The sequence below is a fragment of the Magnetospirillum sp. LM-5 genome (genome assembly GCF_902729445.1).
Taxonomy (GTDB): Bacteria; Pseudomonadota; Alphaproteobacteria; order Rhodospirillales; family Magnetospirillaceae; genus Magnetospirillum.
The window spans coordinates 153531-168419 of the sequence record NZ_CACVCE010000067.1 but is presented as its reverse complement, the minus strand read 5'-3'; the positions used below and the strand labels follow the sequence as shown (position 1 = coordinate 168419).

Annotated in this window: 16 protein-coding genes; 8 read left to right on the top strand and 8 right to left on the bottom strand. The window is 65.8% G+C overall.

Annotated features, from left to right (window positions below):
* Nucleotides 1-67: 67 nt before the first annotated feature.
* Nucleotides 68-781 (bottom strand): ABC transporter substrate-binding protein, encoded by a 714-nt coding sequence (locus MTBLM5_RS17250; protein WP_173977282.1) that lies wholly within the window; start codon nt 779-781, stop codon nt 68-70.
* Nucleotides 778-1521, bottom strand: a complete 744-nt coding sequence (gene ubiG / locus MTBLM5_RS17245) for a bifunctional 2-polyprenyl-6-hydroxyphenol methylase/3-demethylubiquinol 3-O-methyltransferase UbiG (RefSeq protein ID WP_173977291.1) — start codon at nt 1519-1521, stop codon at nt 778-780. The genes MTBLM5_RS17250 and ubiG overlap by 4 nt, the downstream gene beginning before the upstream one ends.
* A 134-nt stretch (nt 1522-1655) precedes the next feature.
* Between ubiG and MTBLM5_RS17240 the strand changes: the two genes are divergently transcribed.
* The 4 genes from MTBLM5_RS17240 (at nt 1656) to MTBLM5_RS19155 (ending at nt 7425) form a co-directional block, all read left to right on the top strand.
* A complete protein-coding gene (locus MTBLM5_RS17240; RefSeq protein WP_173977281.1) occupies nt 1656-2876 on the top strand; it encodes an aspartate kinase in 1221 nt (406 codons plus the stop codon).
* Nucleotides 2877-2901: 25 nt separating this feature from the next.
* On the top strand, nt 2902-3948 hold the full coding sequence (locus MTBLM5_RS17235; protein WP_371814029.1) for an NAD(P)H-dependent flavin oxidoreductase: 1047 nt from the start codon (nt 2902-2904) through the stop codon (nt 3946-3948).
* Nucleotides 3948-6212: a phosphoenolpyruvate--protein phosphotransferase gene (ptsP, locus tag MTBLM5_RS17230; RefSeq protein ID WP_173977280.1), complete on the top strand. Its 2265-nt coding sequence runs from the start codon at nt 3948-3950 to the stop codon at nt 6210-6212. The genes MTBLM5_RS17235 and ptsP overlap by 1 nt, the downstream gene beginning before the upstream one ends.
* A 115-nt stretch (nt 6213-6327) precedes the next feature.
* A complete protein-coding gene (locus MTBLM5_RS19155; RefSeq protein WP_305792056.1) occupies nt 6328-7425 on the top strand; it encodes a RodZ domain-containing protein in 1098 nt (365 codons plus the stop codon).
* On the opposite strand, the gene MTBLM5_RS17220 is transcribed toward MTBLM5_RS19155, so the two are convergent.
* From MTBLM5_RS17220 to MTBLM5_RS17195, 6 genes are all read right to left on the bottom strand, one after another.
* Nucleotides 7426-8394 carry an NADPH:quinone oxidoreductase family protein gene (locus tag MTBLM5_RS17220; RefSeq protein ID WP_173977278.1) on the bottom strand — a complete coding sequence of 323 codons (969 nt, stop codon included), beginning with the start codon at nt 8392-8394 and terminating at the stop codon, nt 7426-7428.
* A gap of 16 nt (nt 8395-8410) precedes the next feature.
* A complete protein-coding gene (locus MTBLM5_RS17215) occupies nt 8411-9187 on the bottom strand; it encodes a hypothetical protein (RefSeq protein WP_254431106.1) in 777 nt (258 codons plus the stop codon).
* Between the two features lie 146 nt (nt 9188-9333).
* The gene (rpsI, locus tag MTBLM5_RS17210) at nt 9334-9804 is read right to left on the bottom strand and encodes a 30S ribosomal protein S9 (protein ID WP_068504134.1); all 471 of its coding nucleotides are present in this window, start codon (nt 9802-9804) and stop codon (nt 9334-9336) included.
* Between the two features lie 6 nt (nt 9805-9810).
* A complete protein-coding gene (rplM, locus tag MTBLM5_RS17205; RefSeq protein WP_068504132.1) occupies nt 9811-10269 on the bottom strand; it encodes a 50S ribosomal protein L13 in 459 nt (152 codons plus the stop codon).
* 184 nt (nt 10270-10453) lie between these two features.
* Complete coding sequence (locus MTBLM5_RS17200) at nt 10454-10624, bottom strand: hypothetical protein (RefSeq protein ID WP_173977276.1); 171 nt, start codon at nt 10622-10624, stop codon at nt 10454-10456.
* Nucleotides 10625-10703: 79 nt separating this feature from the next.
* Entirely contained in the window at nt 10704-10892 is a 189-nt protein-coding gene (locus MTBLM5_RS17195) for a hypothetical protein (protein ID WP_173977275.1), read from the bottom strand.
* Between MTBLM5_RS17195 and MTBLM5_RS17190 the strand changes: the two genes are divergently transcribed.
* From MTBLM5_RS17190 to MTBLM5_RS17175, 4 genes are all read left to right on the top strand, one after another.
* Nucleotides 10891-11094: a hypothetical protein gene (locus MTBLM5_RS17190; RefSeq protein ID WP_173977274.1), complete on the top strand. Its 204-nt coding sequence runs from the start codon at nt 10891-10893 to the stop codon at nt 11092-11094. The genes MTBLM5_RS17195 and MTBLM5_RS17190 overlap by 2 nt on opposite strands.
* A 74-nt stretch (nt 11095-11168) precedes the next feature.
* A complete protein-coding gene (thrC, locus tag MTBLM5_RS17185) occupies nt 11169-12572 on the top strand; it encodes a threonine synthase (protein WP_173977273.1) in 1404 nt (467 codons plus the stop codon).
* Entirely contained in the window at nt 12569-13828 is a 1260-nt protein-coding gene (locus MTBLM5_RS17180; protein WP_173977272.1) for a pitrilysin family protein, read from the top strand. Before thrC ends, MTBLM5_RS17180 begins: the two co-directional genes overlap by 4 nt.
* 88 nt (nt 13829-13916) lie before the next feature.
* On the top strand, nt 13917-14861 hold the full coding sequence (locus MTBLM5_RS17175; protein ID WP_173977271.1) for a hypothetical protein: 945 nt from the start codon (nt 13917-13919) through the stop codon (nt 14859-14861).
* Nucleotides 14862-14889: the final 28 nt, after the last annotated feature.

Genomic DNA, 14889 nt, shown 5'->3' with positions numbered 1-14889 from the left:
GGGGTCAAGCCCGGCAATGACAATCAAGAAAGGCTGATCCGGATTTTATGCTCGCGGCTCTCGCCGATCAGCGCGCCCGCCGGCGGGCTTCCTCGATCGCGTGATCGTCGGCGGCCACCAGCCGGGCCGAGGTGCCGTCGGCGTTCAGCTCTTTCAGGACCTTGGCCAGGCGCGGCACCAGATCGGCATGGCGCCGATGGACATAATGATAAAGCGGCACCACCTGGATCGGCGGGTCCAGCGAAATCAGCGGCCGCAGACCGTGGCGATCGAGTTCCAGCCAGACCTGGCGGCCCAGCACCGCCACTTCGCAATGACCGGCAATGACCATGCGGCCCATGCCCTCGATGGTGCCGACGATCTCGCGGTTCATTCCCTCGGTGTTGATCTCGGCCAATTTGTTGCCGCGCATGACGCACAGATGATAGGGCCGCAGGCTTTCCCAGCCCTTGACCGGGAAGGTCAGCCCCGCGGTGAAGGCGGTGGATTCGAAGGTCACCACCGGCTCGGGCACCTGGATCAGATTGGGATAGGTGGCGCTCAGGCCCCCGATGCGGATCAGGTCGCCGCTGGTCTGGCCGCTGTCGGCCAGGACGATGGCGCGCTCGTTGGGGACCTGCTCGGTCTCGATGGTGATGCCCAGGCGCCGATAGGCCTCGCGCAGGATCAGCAAGGCGCGCGCCGGCAACGGGTCGTTGATGCCTTGCGACAGGACCAAAACCTCGGCCCGTACCGGCCAGGCCGCCATCAGCACAGCCAGCAATGCGAGGATTCGGGTCACGCCGTCTCCTTGACCGCGAACAGCAGGTAATTGACGTCCAGCGACTGGGTCTCGCTCCAGCTGTCGGTCAGCAGGGAATAATCCAGGCCGTTGAAACAGCGCGTCTGGACCCCGGCCTTGCGCAGCATGGCGGCGAATTCCGACGGGCGGACGAACTTCTTCCAGTCGTGGGTGCCCTTGGGCAGCCATTGCAGCAGGTACTCGGCGCCGACCTTGGCCAGCGCGAAGGACTTGAGCGTCCGGTTCAAGGTCGCCCCCAGGAAGGCGCCGCCCGGCTTCAACGCCGCCGCCGCCAGGGCGATGAAACGGTCGGGGTCGGGGACGTGTTCGATCACCTCCATGGCCATCACCACGTCGAAGCTGGAAGGCTCGACATCTTCGGGGCCACCCAGCCGGTAGGTCACCGGCACGCCCGATTGCTCGGCGTGGATGCTGGCGATGGCGATGTTCCGGTCGCCGGCATCGATGCCGGTGACGGTAAAGCCCATGCGGGCCAGGGGTTCCGACAACAGACCGCCGCCACAGCCGACATCCAGCAGGGTCAACCCCTCGAACGGGCGCATCGCCTGGGGATCGCGGCCGAAATGGGCGGCCAGCTCGCGGCGCATGAAGGCCAGACGCACCGGGTTGAAGCGGTGCAGCGGCTTGAACTTGCCGTCCGGATCCCACCAGGCTTCGGCCATGGCGGTGAAGCGGGCTACCTCTTCGGGCGAGGCGGTCGTGGTCATGGTAAACTCCAGCATTTCCCAAAGGCCGGGCCGCACTTGCTTCCCGAGTGGCGACAGAGTATGAAGAGGCGCCCTGCGGGCGGCAAACCATAAGTTTTCATTGATCGCGGCCAACGAAGGCGCTCGCGGTCCCTAGAGGGTTCCTCATGGCTCGTATCGTGATGAAATTCGGCGGAACCTCCGTCGGCGACATCGACCGGATCAAGAATGTGGCCAAGCGCGTCAAGCGCGAGGTCGAGGCCGGCAACGAGGTGGCGGTGGTGGTCTCGGCCATGTCCGGCGTCACCAATCAATTGGTCGACTGGTGCAAGCAAATGGCGCCGTTGCACGACCAGAAGGAATACGACACCGTCGTCGCCACCGGCGAACAGGTCACCACCGGCCTGCTGGCCATCGGTCTGCAGGAACTGGGCCTGAAGGCGCGGTCGTGGACCGGATGGCAGGTGCCGATCCGCACCGATTCGACCCACGGCAAGGCCCGCATCGACAGCATCGACACCCCCGAGATGCTGGCCGACATGGCCGAGGGCGTCGTGGCGGTGGTCGCCGGCTTCCAGGGCATCGCCCCGGGCAACCGGATCGCCACCTTGGGCCGCGGCGGCTCGGACACCTCGGCGGTGGCGCTGGCCGCCGCCTTGAAGGCCGATCGCTGCGACATCTATACCGACGTCGACGGCGTCTACACCACCGACCCGCGCATCGTCACCAAGGCCAAGAAGCTCGACAAGATCACCTACGAGGAGATGCTCGAGCTGGCCTCGGTCGGCGCCAAGGTGCTGCAGACCCGTTCGGTCGAAATGGCCATGAAACACCATGTCAGGGTGCAGGTGCTGTCGTCGTTCGTCGACGCCCCCGGAACTCTGGTTTGCGATGAGGATGAGATCGTGGAAAAGGAACTGGTGAGCGGCATCGCCTATAGCCGCGACGAAGCGAAGATCACCCTGGTCCGCGTGTCGGACCGCCCCGGCGTCGCCGCCGCCATCTTCGGCCCGCTGGCCGAGGCGGCCGTCAACGTCGACATGATCGTGCAGAACGTGTCGGAAGACGGCAAGTCGACCGACCTGACCTTCACCGTCGGCCGCGCCGACCTGGACCGCGCTCGCAAGGTGATCGAGGACCACAAGGCCACCTTGGCCTATGAAGGCCTGATCTGCGACGCCAACGTCGTCAAGGTCTCGGTGGTCGGCGTCGGCATGCGCAGCCATGCCGGTATCGCCCAGAAGATGTTCCAGACCCTGGCGTCGGAAGGCATCAACATCCAGGTGATCTCGACCTCGGAAATCAAGATCAGCGTGCTGATCGAGGAAAAGTACACCGAACTGGCGTTGCGCGCTCTGCACACCGCTTACGGGCTGGACGCGGCCTGACCGGGCGACAGGCGGAGGGACGAGAGTGACGATCACGTCAGCGCGCGAGCGACTGGACGGACTGTGGCGTCGGGGCCTCGAGTTCCTGGGCACGGATGTCGCCATCATGGGCGGCGCCATGTCGTGGATCTCTGAACGCCATCTCGTCTCGGCCATTTCGAACGCGGGCGGCTTCGGCGTGATCGCCGCCGGCTCGATGGAACCCGACCGCCTGGCGGCCGAGATCACCGCCACCCAAGAGCTGACCGCCAAGCCGTTCGGCGTCAACCTGATCACCATGCATCCCCAGCTTGATCGCCTGATCGATGTCTGCGGCGAGCTTCAGGTCGGCCATATCGTGCTGGCCGGCGGTCTGCCGCCTGCCACCGCGATCAAGCGGGCCAAGGACACCGGCGCCAAGGTGATCTGCTTCGCCCCGGCCCTGGTGGCGGCCAAGAAGCTGGTGCGCTCGGGCGCCGACGCCCTGGTCATCGAAGGCACCGAGGCCGGCGGCCATATCGGCCCGGTCGCCACCGGCGTCCTGGCCCAGGAAATCCTGCCCGAGATGGCGGCCCAGGTGCCGGTCTTCGTCGCCGGCGGACTGGGGCGCGGCGAGGCCATCGTCAGCTATCTGGAAATGGGCGCGGTCGGCGCCCAGTTGGGCACCCGCTTCGTCTGCGCCACCGAATGCGTGGCCCATCAGAACTTCAAGAAGGCCTTCATCCGCGCCGCCGCCCGCGACGCGGTGCCGACCGTCCAGGTCGATCCGGCCTTTCCGGTGATCCCGGTCCGCGCCCTGGCCAACGAGGGCTCGCGCCGCTTCGTCGAATTCCAGCACGAGGTGATCCGCCGCTTCCGTGCCGGCGAGCTGGAAAACAAGGAAGCCCAGCTCGAGATCGAGCATTTCTGGGCTGGCGCGCTGCGGCGCGCGGTGATCGACGGCGACGTCGAGACCGGATCGGTGATGGCCGGCCAAAGCGTCGGCATGGTCACCCGCGAACAGCCCTGCGCGGAAATCCTGTCCGAACTGGTCGATCAGGCGCTGACGGCTTTGGCCGGGCGCCTGCCGACCCCTGCCCTGCCGGTGTCTTGATGGCCGCCGCGACGCCTTCGGTGTCGCGTCGCCTGCTGGCCCGTCTGCGTGACGTCATGGCCGGCGGCGGCAGCGCCGAGGAACGGCTGGACAAGGTGGTCCAGCTGATCGCCGCCGACATGGTCGCCGAAGTGTGCTCGTGCTACGTCATGCGCGCCGGCGAGGTGCTGGAACTGTTCGCCACCGAGGGCCTGAAGAAGGACGCCGTCCACAAGACCCGCCTGCGCGTCGGCGAAGGTCTGGTCGGCGACGTCGCCGCCCACGCCCGGCCGCTGGCCCTGGCCGACGCCCAAAGCCATCCGCACTTCGCCTATCGCCCGGAAACCGGCGAAGAGATCTTCCATTCGCTGATGGGCGTGCCGATCATCAGGGGCGGCCGTGTCGTCGGCGTCCTGGTGGTGCAGAACCGCACCCAGCGCCATTACAGCGACGAGGAAATCGAGACGCTGGAAACGGTGGCGATGGTGCTGGCCGAACTGGTCGCCTCGGGCGAGTTGGTCAGCCGCGAGGAACTGGTCCCGGTCGACGGCAACGCGCTCTTGCCGTTGCGCCTGGAGGGCCTGCGCCTCAATGGCGGTGTCGGCATCGGCGTCGCCGTGCTGCACCAGCCGCGCATCACCATCCGCCGCCTGGTCGCCGAAGACCCCGAGATCGAGCTGGAGCGCCTGCGGCTTGCTCTGACCAGCATCAAGACCGCGCTGGACGAGTTGTTCTCGCGCCCCGAGATGCGCGACGGCGAGCATCGCGACGTGCTGGAAACCTATCGGATGTTCACCGAGGACAAGGGCTGGCTGAGCCGCATCGGCGAAGCCATCCGCACCGGCCTGACCGCCGATGCCGCCGTCCAGAAGGTGCACGAGGACACCCGGGCGCGCATGAGCCAGGTGACCGATCCCTACCTGCGCGAACGCCTGCACGATTTCGAGGATTTGGCCAACCGGCTGCTGCAGCACCTGGCCGGCGAAGGCGGCCCGGCCTCGCGCGGCGAACTGCCGGCCGACGCCATCCTGATCGCCCGGACCATGGGGCCGATGGAGCTGTTCGACTACGACCCCAAGCGGCTGCGCGCCCTGGTGCTGGAAGAAGGCAGCCCGACCATGCATGTGGCGATCGTCGCCCGCGCCCTGGACATCCCGGTGGTCGGCCGCTGCAAGGAAGTGCTGGACAAGGTCGAGGTGCTGGACCCGGTCATCGTCGATGGCGACAACGCCCAGGTGTTCCTGCGGCCGCCCGACGACATCCGCGACATCTTTTCCGACGCCATCCGCCAGCGCCAGCAGCGCGCCGCCCATTACGCCCGCCTGAAGGACCTGCCGGCCAATACCCGCGACGGCGAAAGCGTGCGGCTGATGATGAATGCCGGCCTGTTGCTGGACATGCAGCACCTGCATGATTCCGGCGCCGACGGCATCGGCCTTTACCGCACCGAGCTGCCGTTCATGGCCCGCTCCAGCCTGCCCGACGTCGATGCCCAGACCCAGCTGTACCGCAAGATCCTGGACCAGGCCGCCGGCAAGCCGGTGGTGTTCCGCTCGCTCGATGTCGGCGGCGACAAGATCCTGCCCTACTGGAACCCCTATGACGAGGACAACCCGGCCCTGGGTTGGCGTTCGATCCGCATCACGCTGGACCGGCCGGCGGTGCTGCGCCACCAATTGCGCGCCCTGCTGCGGGCCGCCTCGGGGCGCGAATTGCGGATCATGTTCCCGATGATCGCCGAAGTGGCCGAGCTGGTGCAGGCCCGGCGCGTGCTCGACCTCGAAATCGAACACGAACGCGAAAGCGGCAACCAATTGCCGGTCGCCATCAAGGTCGGCACCATGCTGGAAGTCCCGGCCCTGGCCTTCCAGTTGGACGCGCTGCTGCCGCTGGTCGATTTCGTCTCGATCGGCTCGAACGACCTGGCGCAGTTCCTGTTCGCCGTCGATCGCGGCAATCCCCGGATTTCCGAGCGCTACGACCCGCTGGCCCCGGCCATGCTGTCCTTCATCAAGTCCGTCGCCGACAAGTGCAAGGCCGCGGGCGTTCCGCTGTCGGTGTGCGGCGAAATGGCCGGCCGGCCACTGGAAGCCATGAGCCTGATCGCCTGCGGCGTCCACATCCTGTCGGTGTCCTCGCCGTCCATTGGCCCGGTCAAGACGATGATCCGCTCGCTCGAGGTCGGCCCGCTTCGGGCCTATCTCGCCACCTTGTTGCGCCTGCCCGACCGCAGCTTGCGCGACAAGCTGAAGGCCTTCGCCATCGACCACGGGGTCATCCTTTAAGCCCCCGGCCTGTGCGCAAGTCTAAAGGTTGCTTGCATACCCCTGACTTTGCTACATCTTAAAAGTCCACGCGGTGTCAAACACCGCCAATAAGGGGGGGGTGGATCGAAACGCCGTGGAACAGACACCGCAATCCGACACCGACCAGGCTTTCCGCAGCACGGGCGTTGGCCCGACCCTGAAGGCGGCACGCGAGAAGACCGGCAAAAGCCTGGCCGAGGTCGCGACCATGTTGCGCATCCGCCAACCTTACCTGCTGGCACTGGAAGAGGGTCGCCACCGGGACCTTCCCGGCGGGACCTACGCCATCGGCTTCTTGCGGACCTACGGCGACTTCCTGGGACTGGACGGCGAGGAGATGGTTCGCCGGTTCCGCGCCGAGGCGGCCGGCGACCTGCATTCTCGCTCCGAGCTGATTTTCCCCTCGCCGGTGTCGGAAGGCCGCGTGCCGGGTGGCGCGATCCTGTTCCTGGGCCTGATGTTCGCCGCCATCGCGTATGGCGCCTGGTACTGGCTGTCGGCGCGCGACATGAAGGTCGCCGAGTTGGTGCCGAACCTGCCCGACCGCCTGTCCGGCCTGGTCGGCACCCAGGAAGCGGCCAAAACAATGCCGCCCGCCCCCAAGCCCGACGAGCCGCCGGCCGCGACCCCCGCCGCCCCGGCATCATCCAAGGATTCGGAAGTCGTGCCGCCGTCGGAATCCGACGACGATGCCAAGGCCAAGGCCGAGCCCGCCAAGCCCGAACCGGCCAAGGTCGAGCCGGGCAAGCCCGAAAAGGCCAAGACCGAGCCGGCAAAGCCTGAAAAGGGTAAACCCGAACCGGCCAAGCCCGAAATCGCCAAGCCCGAGCCGGCCAAGGTCGAACAGGCCAAGGCCGAGCCCGCCAAGCCGACCGCCGAACCGCCGGCCGAGAGCCCCACCCTGAAGATGACCTCGCAGGATTCGTCCGGCTCGCGCGTCACCCTGACCGCCACCGGCGACGATTGTTGGGTGCAGGTGCGCGAAATGGACGGCCAGTTGTTGATGTCGCGCCTTTTGCGCAAGGGCGACAGCTACTCGGTTCCCAACCGTCCCGGCCTGACCCTGATGGTCGGCAATGCCGGCGCCCTGGACGTCAGCGTCGATGGCAAGAAGGCGCCGTCACTGGGAAGTTCCGGCATGGTGCGCCGCGACATCCGCCTGGACCCCGATAAGCTGCTGACCGGCGGCTGATCACACCGTCAGCACCACCTTGCCAGTGGCCGAACGGCTTTTCAGCATGGCGATGGCCTCAGCCGCCTCGGCCAGCGGCAAGGTCTTCGACACATGGGGAAACAGCGTGCCGGCGGCCCACCAATCCAGCGCTTCCTGCATGCTGGCCCGCACCATCGCCGGGTTGAGCTTGCGGTAAGCCCCCCAGTAATAGCCGATCACCGTGACATTCTTGACCAGCAAGATGTTGGCCGGAATCTGCGGGACGGTCCCCGAGGCGAAGCCGACCACCAGGATGCGGCCGTCCGGGGCGATCGAGCGCAACGAGGCGTCGAACACCTGGCCGCCGACCGGGTCATAGACCACGTCGGCGCCGCGTCCGTTGGTCAGTTCCTTGACCCGGGCGCGAATGTCCTGGTCCTTGTAATCGATGCCGTGATCGGCCCCGTGCTCCAACGCCACCTTGACCTTGTCGGGCCCGCCGGCGGTGCCGATCACGGTGGCGCCCAGGGCGCGGCCGATTTCGACCGCCGTCAGCCCGACACCTCCGGCGGCACCATGCACCACCAGAACCTCGCCGGCTTTCAGACCGGCCTTGACCTTGAGGCCCAGATGCGAGGTGCCGTAGGCCACCGGAAAGCCGGCAGCGGTGACGAAATCCAGTTGGTCGGGCAAATGATAGACGTCGGTAACGTCGGCCACCGCCTGTTCGGCGAAGGCGCCGCCGGTCACCGTCGCCATCACCCGGTCGCCCGTGGCGAAGCCGGTGACGCCGTCCCCCAGGGCGGCGATGGTGCCGGCCAGTTCCATGCCGGGCACGAAGGGCGGCTGGACCGGTTCCTGGTACTTGCCGGCGGTAATCAGCGAATCGGCGAAATTGACCCCGGCGGCGGCGACATCGATCAGGACCTGGCCGGGGCCGGGAACGGGGGTGGCGAAGTCGACGAATTCCAGCGCGGCCCCGAAGGCCGGGCAGACGATGGCGCGCATCACGATTCCTTGAAGGTCAGGCGCGGGCCTTTTGCGGGCGTTCGCGTTGCGCCGCCCAGGCCAGCTTGAGGGTGGTAAACAGCACGATCTCGGTCAATTGGTCGTGGGTCAGGACCTTGGCCACCTCCTGGCGGGCGTAATCGACCAACTCGCGCTCGGCCTTGGGCGAGGACAACAGGTTGGTGATCAGTTCCTTGCGCACCAGCGGCGGGTATTTGCACACTTCCTTGCACAAGGACGCCTTGACCATGATCGGCACCTGGCTCGACACGAACAGGCGATCGACGCACAGGGCATAGATGCCGAAATCCAGCTTGCCGGCAACGGCGCGGGTGAATTCCAGGAACTCGTCCAGGAACAAGGCCTCGGAAATCTTCTTCTCGGCCAGCAGCTTGACCACTTCCAGGAAGGCGCGATAGCGCTGGCGGGCCGGGCCGACGGTGCCGCCGATCTCGGCGGCCAGTTCCTTGATCTGGTTTTCGCGGAAGCGCGAATGGATCATCGCCTCGGCCGATTCGCGCACGCCGGAATCGAAGGCGGTTTCCTCGATCAGGGCGAACAGCCGCTCGTAGCGGGCCCGGTCGGCGACACCCAGCTTGCTGGCGGCGATCCCCAGCGGCAACACCGCCGCCTTGGCCACCATGGCGTCGCGCCCGACGATGGCGGCCATCGACAAGGCCGCCAGGTCGCCCACCGTTCCATTCAACAGATCGTCGGTGATGACCAGACGGGCACCGGGGGCCAAGGTCAGGTTGGTATCCAGCGCGCCGCATTCCATGAAATGCGACGCCATATCGCGGGGCGCATTCAGGGGGGCGGATTTAGTGGCGGGGCCGGTCTGCATGCCGGCTATTTAGCCCTAAGCGCGAGTCGGGGACAAGCAAAAGAAAAAGGGCCGCCGGAAACCGGCGGCCCTTTCGTCCCGAATATCGAAGCGGATTAGCGCTTCGAGAACTGGGTGGAACGGCGAGCCTTGTGCTTGCCGTACTTCTTGCGCTCGACGACGCGGGGGTCGCGGGTCAGGAAGCCGCCGGCCTTCAGAGGCGAGCGCATGCTCGGATCGAAGAAGGTCAGAGCGCGGCTGATGCCGTGACGCAGCGCGCCGGCTTGGCCCGACAGGCCACCACCCGTCACGGTGCACATGACGTCGAACTGCTCTTCGCAACGGGCGGTCTGGAACGGCTGATTGATCAGCATCCGCAGAACCGGACGGGCGAAATAGACGGTGACGTCGCGACCGTTGACGATGATCTTGCCCGAACCGGGCTTGACCCACACGCGGGCGACGGCGTTCTTGCGCTTGCCGGTCGCATAGGCGCGGCCCTGGGCGTCGACCTTACGCTCATGGACCGGAGCGGTCTGGACAGGAGCGGCGGCCTTGAGATCGGCCAGGCTGGAGAGATCGGCCATGAGGGACTACCTCTTGTTCTTCGGGTTCAACGCGGCGACATCCAGCACTTCCGGCTGCTGAGCCTCGTGCGGATGGGCAGCGCCGGCATAGACGCGCAGATTCTTCATCTGCTGACGTCCCAGCGGACCACGGGTGATCATGCGCTCGACCGCTTTTTCGATCACGCGCTCGGGGAAACGACCGCCCAGCAACTGGCCGACGGTACGGCCCTTGATACCGCCCGGATGACCGGTGTGCCAGTAGAAGGTCTTGTCGGCCAGCTTGTTGCCGGTCAACTTCACCTTTTCGGCGTTGATGACGATGATGTTGTCACCCATGTCGACATGGGGGGTGTAGGTCGTCAGGTGCTTGCCGCGCAGACGCATCGAGATGACGGTCGCGAGGCGGCCCAACACGACGCCGTCCGCGTCGATGATGACCCACTTCTTCTGCACTTCGGACGGTTTGGCGTTATAGGTCTTCATGGCACCCACGGCAAAACCAGTTACGAAAGCCAGGCGAACCCCGGCCTTCCAAGGGCGCGGAGTATGCCACGCCAGCCGCCACAGTCAATAGATTTTAAATCGTTTGAAATCAATGTATTACGAGCGCGGTATTACTATACCGCGCTCGTAATCGGCAGAAATCTGCCATTTCCTGGCTATGCGTTCAATCGCACGCCTTATAGGCCTGATACAGCATGCCCACGCTGATCCCCAACGACGCCGCCAGCGCCGCCGCGGCGATCAGGCCGATGGGCCAGATGATATGGGCGGCGATCAGAACGACCAGCGCCCAGAAGGATATCCAAGGAACAAGAGCGGCAAGAACCCTAGCCATGCAACGCGCCATCATAGCCCCCTTCGGAAACGAAGTTATTTCAGACACCTCCATTCATAGCTTATTAAAGCTATTTTTTCTATTTATAGTTTTTTCTCGCCGTCAGAATCCCCCATCGCGTGCTGTCGCTGACCGGCGCCGCCCCCCCCCGTTCTCGCCACCATCGGCCATGCGTCATCATCCATATCGCCGCCGCCGGCAAGCGCGCATAATGATTAAGATCGATGTTCAGGCGCACATCGTCCCTTCCGGTGAAGGATTTCGCCATGACCGATTTTTCCGTGATGACCTTCCCCATCAGCCGCGGGCTTGAGGGGATGAACCGGCTGACCGCCTTCCTGAACGCCTTGCCGCTGGCCGGCGACTGGCATTTCAGCCCGGGAACCCGCTTCGACCAGACCGAGGTCGCCATCGATTTCGAGCTGTCCGCCGACCTGGATCTGGTCAGATCCAGCCCCGGCCTGGCCTGATGGGCGCCGACGCTTGCTGACCGCGCCCCATCCCGCTAGTGTAGCCGACCGCGTTTTCCACGCTTGAGGCACGAGTGAAGTACGTCAGCACCAGGGGTCAAGCCCCCGTTCTCGGTTTCGACGATGTCTTGTTGGCCGGTCTGGCCCGCGATGGCGGCCTTTACGTGCCGCAAAGCTGGCCGACCTTTTCCATGGCCGACATCCGCGCACTGCGCGGCCTGCCCTATGACCAACTGGCCGCCCGAGTGATGGCGCCCTTCGTCGCCGGCTCGGTGTGCGAAGCCGCTCTGCCCGGCCTGGTCAAGGACGCCTATGCCGGCTTCACCCATCCGGCCGTCGCCCCCTTGAAGCAGATCGGCCACAACCAATGGGTCTGCGAGCTGTTCCACGGCCCGACCCTGGCCTTCAAGGATTACGCCCTGCAGCTGGTCGGCCGCCTGTTCGACCATGTGCTGACCGCGCGGGGCGAACGGGTGATGATCGTCGGCGCCACCTCGGGCGACACCGGCTCGGCCGCCATCGAGGCCTGCCGCGACCGCAGGGCGGTGGATATCCTGATCCTGCACCCCAAGGGCCGCACATCGGACGTGCAGCGCCGCCAGATGACCACCATCCTGTCGGACAATGTCCGCAACCTGGCGGTGGAAGGCACGTTCGACGACTGCCAGGACATCGTCAAGGCGCTGTTCAACGACCTGGCTTTTCGCGACGAATTGTCCTTAAGCGCGGTCAATTCCATCAACTGGGCCCGGGTGATGGCCCAGGTGGCCTATTACTTCGCTGCCGCCGTGGCGCTGGGCGCGCCCGACGTGACGGTAACGTTCTCGGTGCCGACAGGCAATTTCGGCAACGTCTTTGCCGGCTATGTCGCCAAGAAGATGGGGCTGCCCATCGACAAGCTGGTGGTCGGCTCGAACCGCAACGACATCCTGACCCGCTTCTTCGAAGGCGGCGTGATGAAGGCCGACGGCGTGGTGCCGACCCTGTCGCCCAGCATGGACATCCAGGTGTCGTCGAATTTCGAGCGCCTGATGTTCGACAGCCTGGGTGGCGACGGTCCTGCCGTCGAAAAGCTGATGAACGATTTCCGCGCCCACGGCGCGGTGGCCATGCCGCAAGGGGCGTGGGCCATGATGCGGACCCTGTTCGAGGGCCACCGCTTCGACGACGACCAGACCCTGGCCCTGATGAAGAGCCTTTATCATTCCACCGGCGAGATTCTGGACCCCCATTCGGCCATCGGCGCCGGTGCGGGCCTGAAGGCAAGGCTTGCCGCCACCAGCCCGATGGTGGCGCTGGCGACGGCGCATCCGGCCAAGTTCCCCGACGCGGTGACCAAGGCGACCGGCATCCATCCGCCGCTGCCGCCGCACCTGGCCGATTTGTTCGACCGGCCCGAGCGTTACGACACCATCGCCGCCGATGTCGGCGCCATCCGCGAGGCCGTGCGCGCCTTCGCCAACCGGAAGACCTCATGACCATTCGCGAAACCCGCCTGCCGTCGGGCCTTCGGGTCGTCTCGGACCCGATGTCGACGGTGGAAAGCGCCTCGCTGGGGGTGTGGGTCGATGCCGGCACCCGCCACGAGGAGCCCGAGGTCAACGGCATCTCGCACCTTCTCGAGCACATGGCCTTCAAGGGGACCGAGCGGCGCTCGGCCCGGGCCATCGCCGAGGAGATGGACGCCGTCGGCGGTCATCTGAACGCCTATACCGCCCGCGACCACACCGCCTATTACGCCAAGGTGCTGAAGGAAGACACCGCGCTGGCCCTGGACATCGTCGCCGACATCTTGCAGCACTCGACCGTCGATGCGGAAGAACTGGCCCGCGAACAGACGGTGGTGGTGCAGGAAATCAGCCAGGCCATCGACACCCCCGACGACATCATCTTCGACCATTTCCAGGCGATCGCCTATCCCGACCAGCCGCTGGGCCGCCCGGTGCTGGGCACCGAGGATCTGGTGCGCGCCATGACCCGCGACACCGTCCAGTCCTATCTGCAACGCCATTATTCGGCAGAGCGCATGGTGCTGGCCGCCGCCGGGCGCATCGATCACGACCAATTGGTCGAGGCTGCCGACAAGGCCTTTGCCAACCTCGCCACCATGCCCGAGCCCGCACAGGTCGCCGCCCGCTATGTCGGCGGCGATTATCGCGAGGAACGCGACATCGAGCAGGTCAATCTGGTGGTCGGCTTCGACGGCGTGTCCTATGACGACGCGGATTATTACCCCGCCTCGGTGCTGTCGATCCTGCTGGGCGGCGGCATGTCCAGCCGGCTGTTCCAGGAAATCCGCGAAAAGCGCGGCCTGGTCTATTCCATCTATTCCTTCGCCTCGTCCTATGCCGATGGCGGCCTGTTCGGCATCTATGCCGGCACCGGCGAGGACGAAGTGGCCGAACTGGTGCCGGTCCTGTGCGACGAAGTGGTCAAGATCTGCGCCGGCGTGTCGGGCGACGAATTGCAGCGCGCCCGCGCCCAGCTGAAGGCCTCGATCCTGATGAGCCTGGAAAGCACCTCGTCGCGGTGCGAGCAGGTGGCCCGCCAGTTGCTGGTCTATGGCCGCCCGATCCCGACCGCCGAGGTGGTGGAAAAGGTCGAGGCGGTGGAATCGGCCGACATCATCCGCGTCGCCAAACGCCTGTTCGCCACCACGCCGACCATCGCCGCCATCGGCCCGCTGGGTCAGCTGGAAAGCTACGAGAAGATGGCCGAGAGGCTGAAGCTTTAAGCTGTACAAGCCTTGAGCGTGGACTCCCGTTGAGATTCATGAGAGCCTTTTTCCCCAATGACGGGTGTCATAATGGGGAGGGGCTCGCATGATCCGCATGTCAAAATCCATCCGCGCCTTGGTGGCGGCGGCGTTTCTGTCCACCGGCCTGTCCGGTTGCGCGGCGACATTCAACGACCAAGGCGGCCTGGCCGACGAAGCGGCCGATTCGGTGTTCAAGGCCGATTCCAAGCAGATGCGCGCCCTTCGCGGCACCGTCGCCTTGTCGGTTCTGGGCAATCTGGCGATTCAGCGCCATCACAAGTCCGACGACGAGGTGCTGGCCATCTATGCGCAGATCATGGCCGCCGCCCGGCCGCTAGGTGTCGCCTATGCCTATGCCCGCTCGGCCGATTGTCCGCCGCCGGCCACCGGCGGCTGCGCCATCCCAGGCCGTTTCGTCGCCTCGTTCGACCAGGCGATGATCGAAGCGGTCAGCCCGCTGATGAGCCTGGCGGTCACCGGCATGCCCAACATCGACGGCTCGAAGCTGCTGTCTTCGGTGGGCGAGCAGAATTATGTCGGCGCCTTGGTGCAACTGTGGAACATCGTGGTCGACCTGTCGCGCTCGGGCCGCAGGTTGGCGGCCGGCTATCGCGACGGGATCGACCTGCAGGCCGCGGTGCTGACCACCGACTTCCAGCCCACCGGGACGCTGCCGGCGGACAATCCCCATGCCAAGCTGAAGGCGGCCTATTCCCCGCTGGGCGCGGACCTTGGCGCCCTGCGCGAGTTGATCGCCGCCATCGGCAACGACACGGTCCTGGGGCCGCAGATGCGGCGCCTGCAGCCCAACGCCAAATGGCTGCTGAGCGAGTTCTCGCTGCTGCAGGAGAGCTGCCAGCAGCACCATATCGACAGCCGGGTCGCCCATTCCACCATGGCCACCCAATTGAAGATCGATGCCTCCAATCTGTGTACCGGCCCGGAAACGGCCTTCCGCGAGGCGCACGACAAGCTTGCCGCCAAGCTGGGACTGACGCCCCTGCCCTGATCGAGAGTCTGTCTGAGTTTGAAGGAAC

Bases quoted from the DNA above. Each gene is read 5' to 3' on its own strand.
- MTBLM5_RS17195 (WP_173977275.1), bottom strand. From the start codon at position 10,892: ATGGCGAAATCCTTCACCGGAAGGGACGATGTGCGCCTGAACATCGAT.
- MTBLM5_RS17180 (WP_173977272.1), top strand. From the start codon at position 12,569: ATGACCATTCGCGAAACCCGCCTGCCGTCGGGCCTTCGGGTCGTCTCG.
- MTBLM5_RS17175 (WP_173977271.1), top strand. From the start codon at position 13,917: ATGATCCGCATGTCAAAATCCATCCGCGCCTTGGTGGCGGCGGCGTTT.
- MTBLM5_RS17200 (WP_173977276.1), bottom strand. From the start codon at position 10,624: ATGGCTAGGGTTCTTGCCGCTCTTGTTCCTTGGATATCCTTCTGGGCG.
- MTBLM5_RS17240 (WP_173977281.1), top strand. From the start codon at position 1,656: ATGGCTCGTATCGTGATGAAATTCGGCGGAACCTCCGTCGGCGACATC.
- rplM (WP_068504132.1), bottom strand. From the start codon at position 10,269: ATGAAGACCTATAACGCCAAACCGTCCGAAGTGCAGAAGAAGTGGGTC.
- MTBLM5_RS17215 (WP_254431106.1), bottom strand. From the start codon at position 9,187: ATGGCGTCGCATTTCATGGAATGCGGCGCGCTGGATACCAACCTGACC.
- MTBLM5_RS17220 (WP_173977278.1), bottom strand. From the start codon at position 8,394: ATGCGCGCCATCGTCTGCCCGGCCTTCGGGGCCGCGCTGGAATTCGTC.
- MTBLM5_RS17190 (WP_173977274.1), top strand. From the start codon at position 10,891: ATGACCGATTTTTCCGTGATGACCTTCCCCATCAGCCGCGGGCTTGAG.
- ptsP (WP_173977280.1), top strand. From the start codon at position 3,948: ATGGCCGCCGCGACGCCTTCGGTGTCGCGTCGCCTGCTGGCCCGTCTG.
- rpsI (WP_068504134.1), bottom strand. From the start codon at position 9,804: ATGGCCGATCTCTCCAGCCTGGCCGATCTCAAGGCCGCCGCTCCTGTC.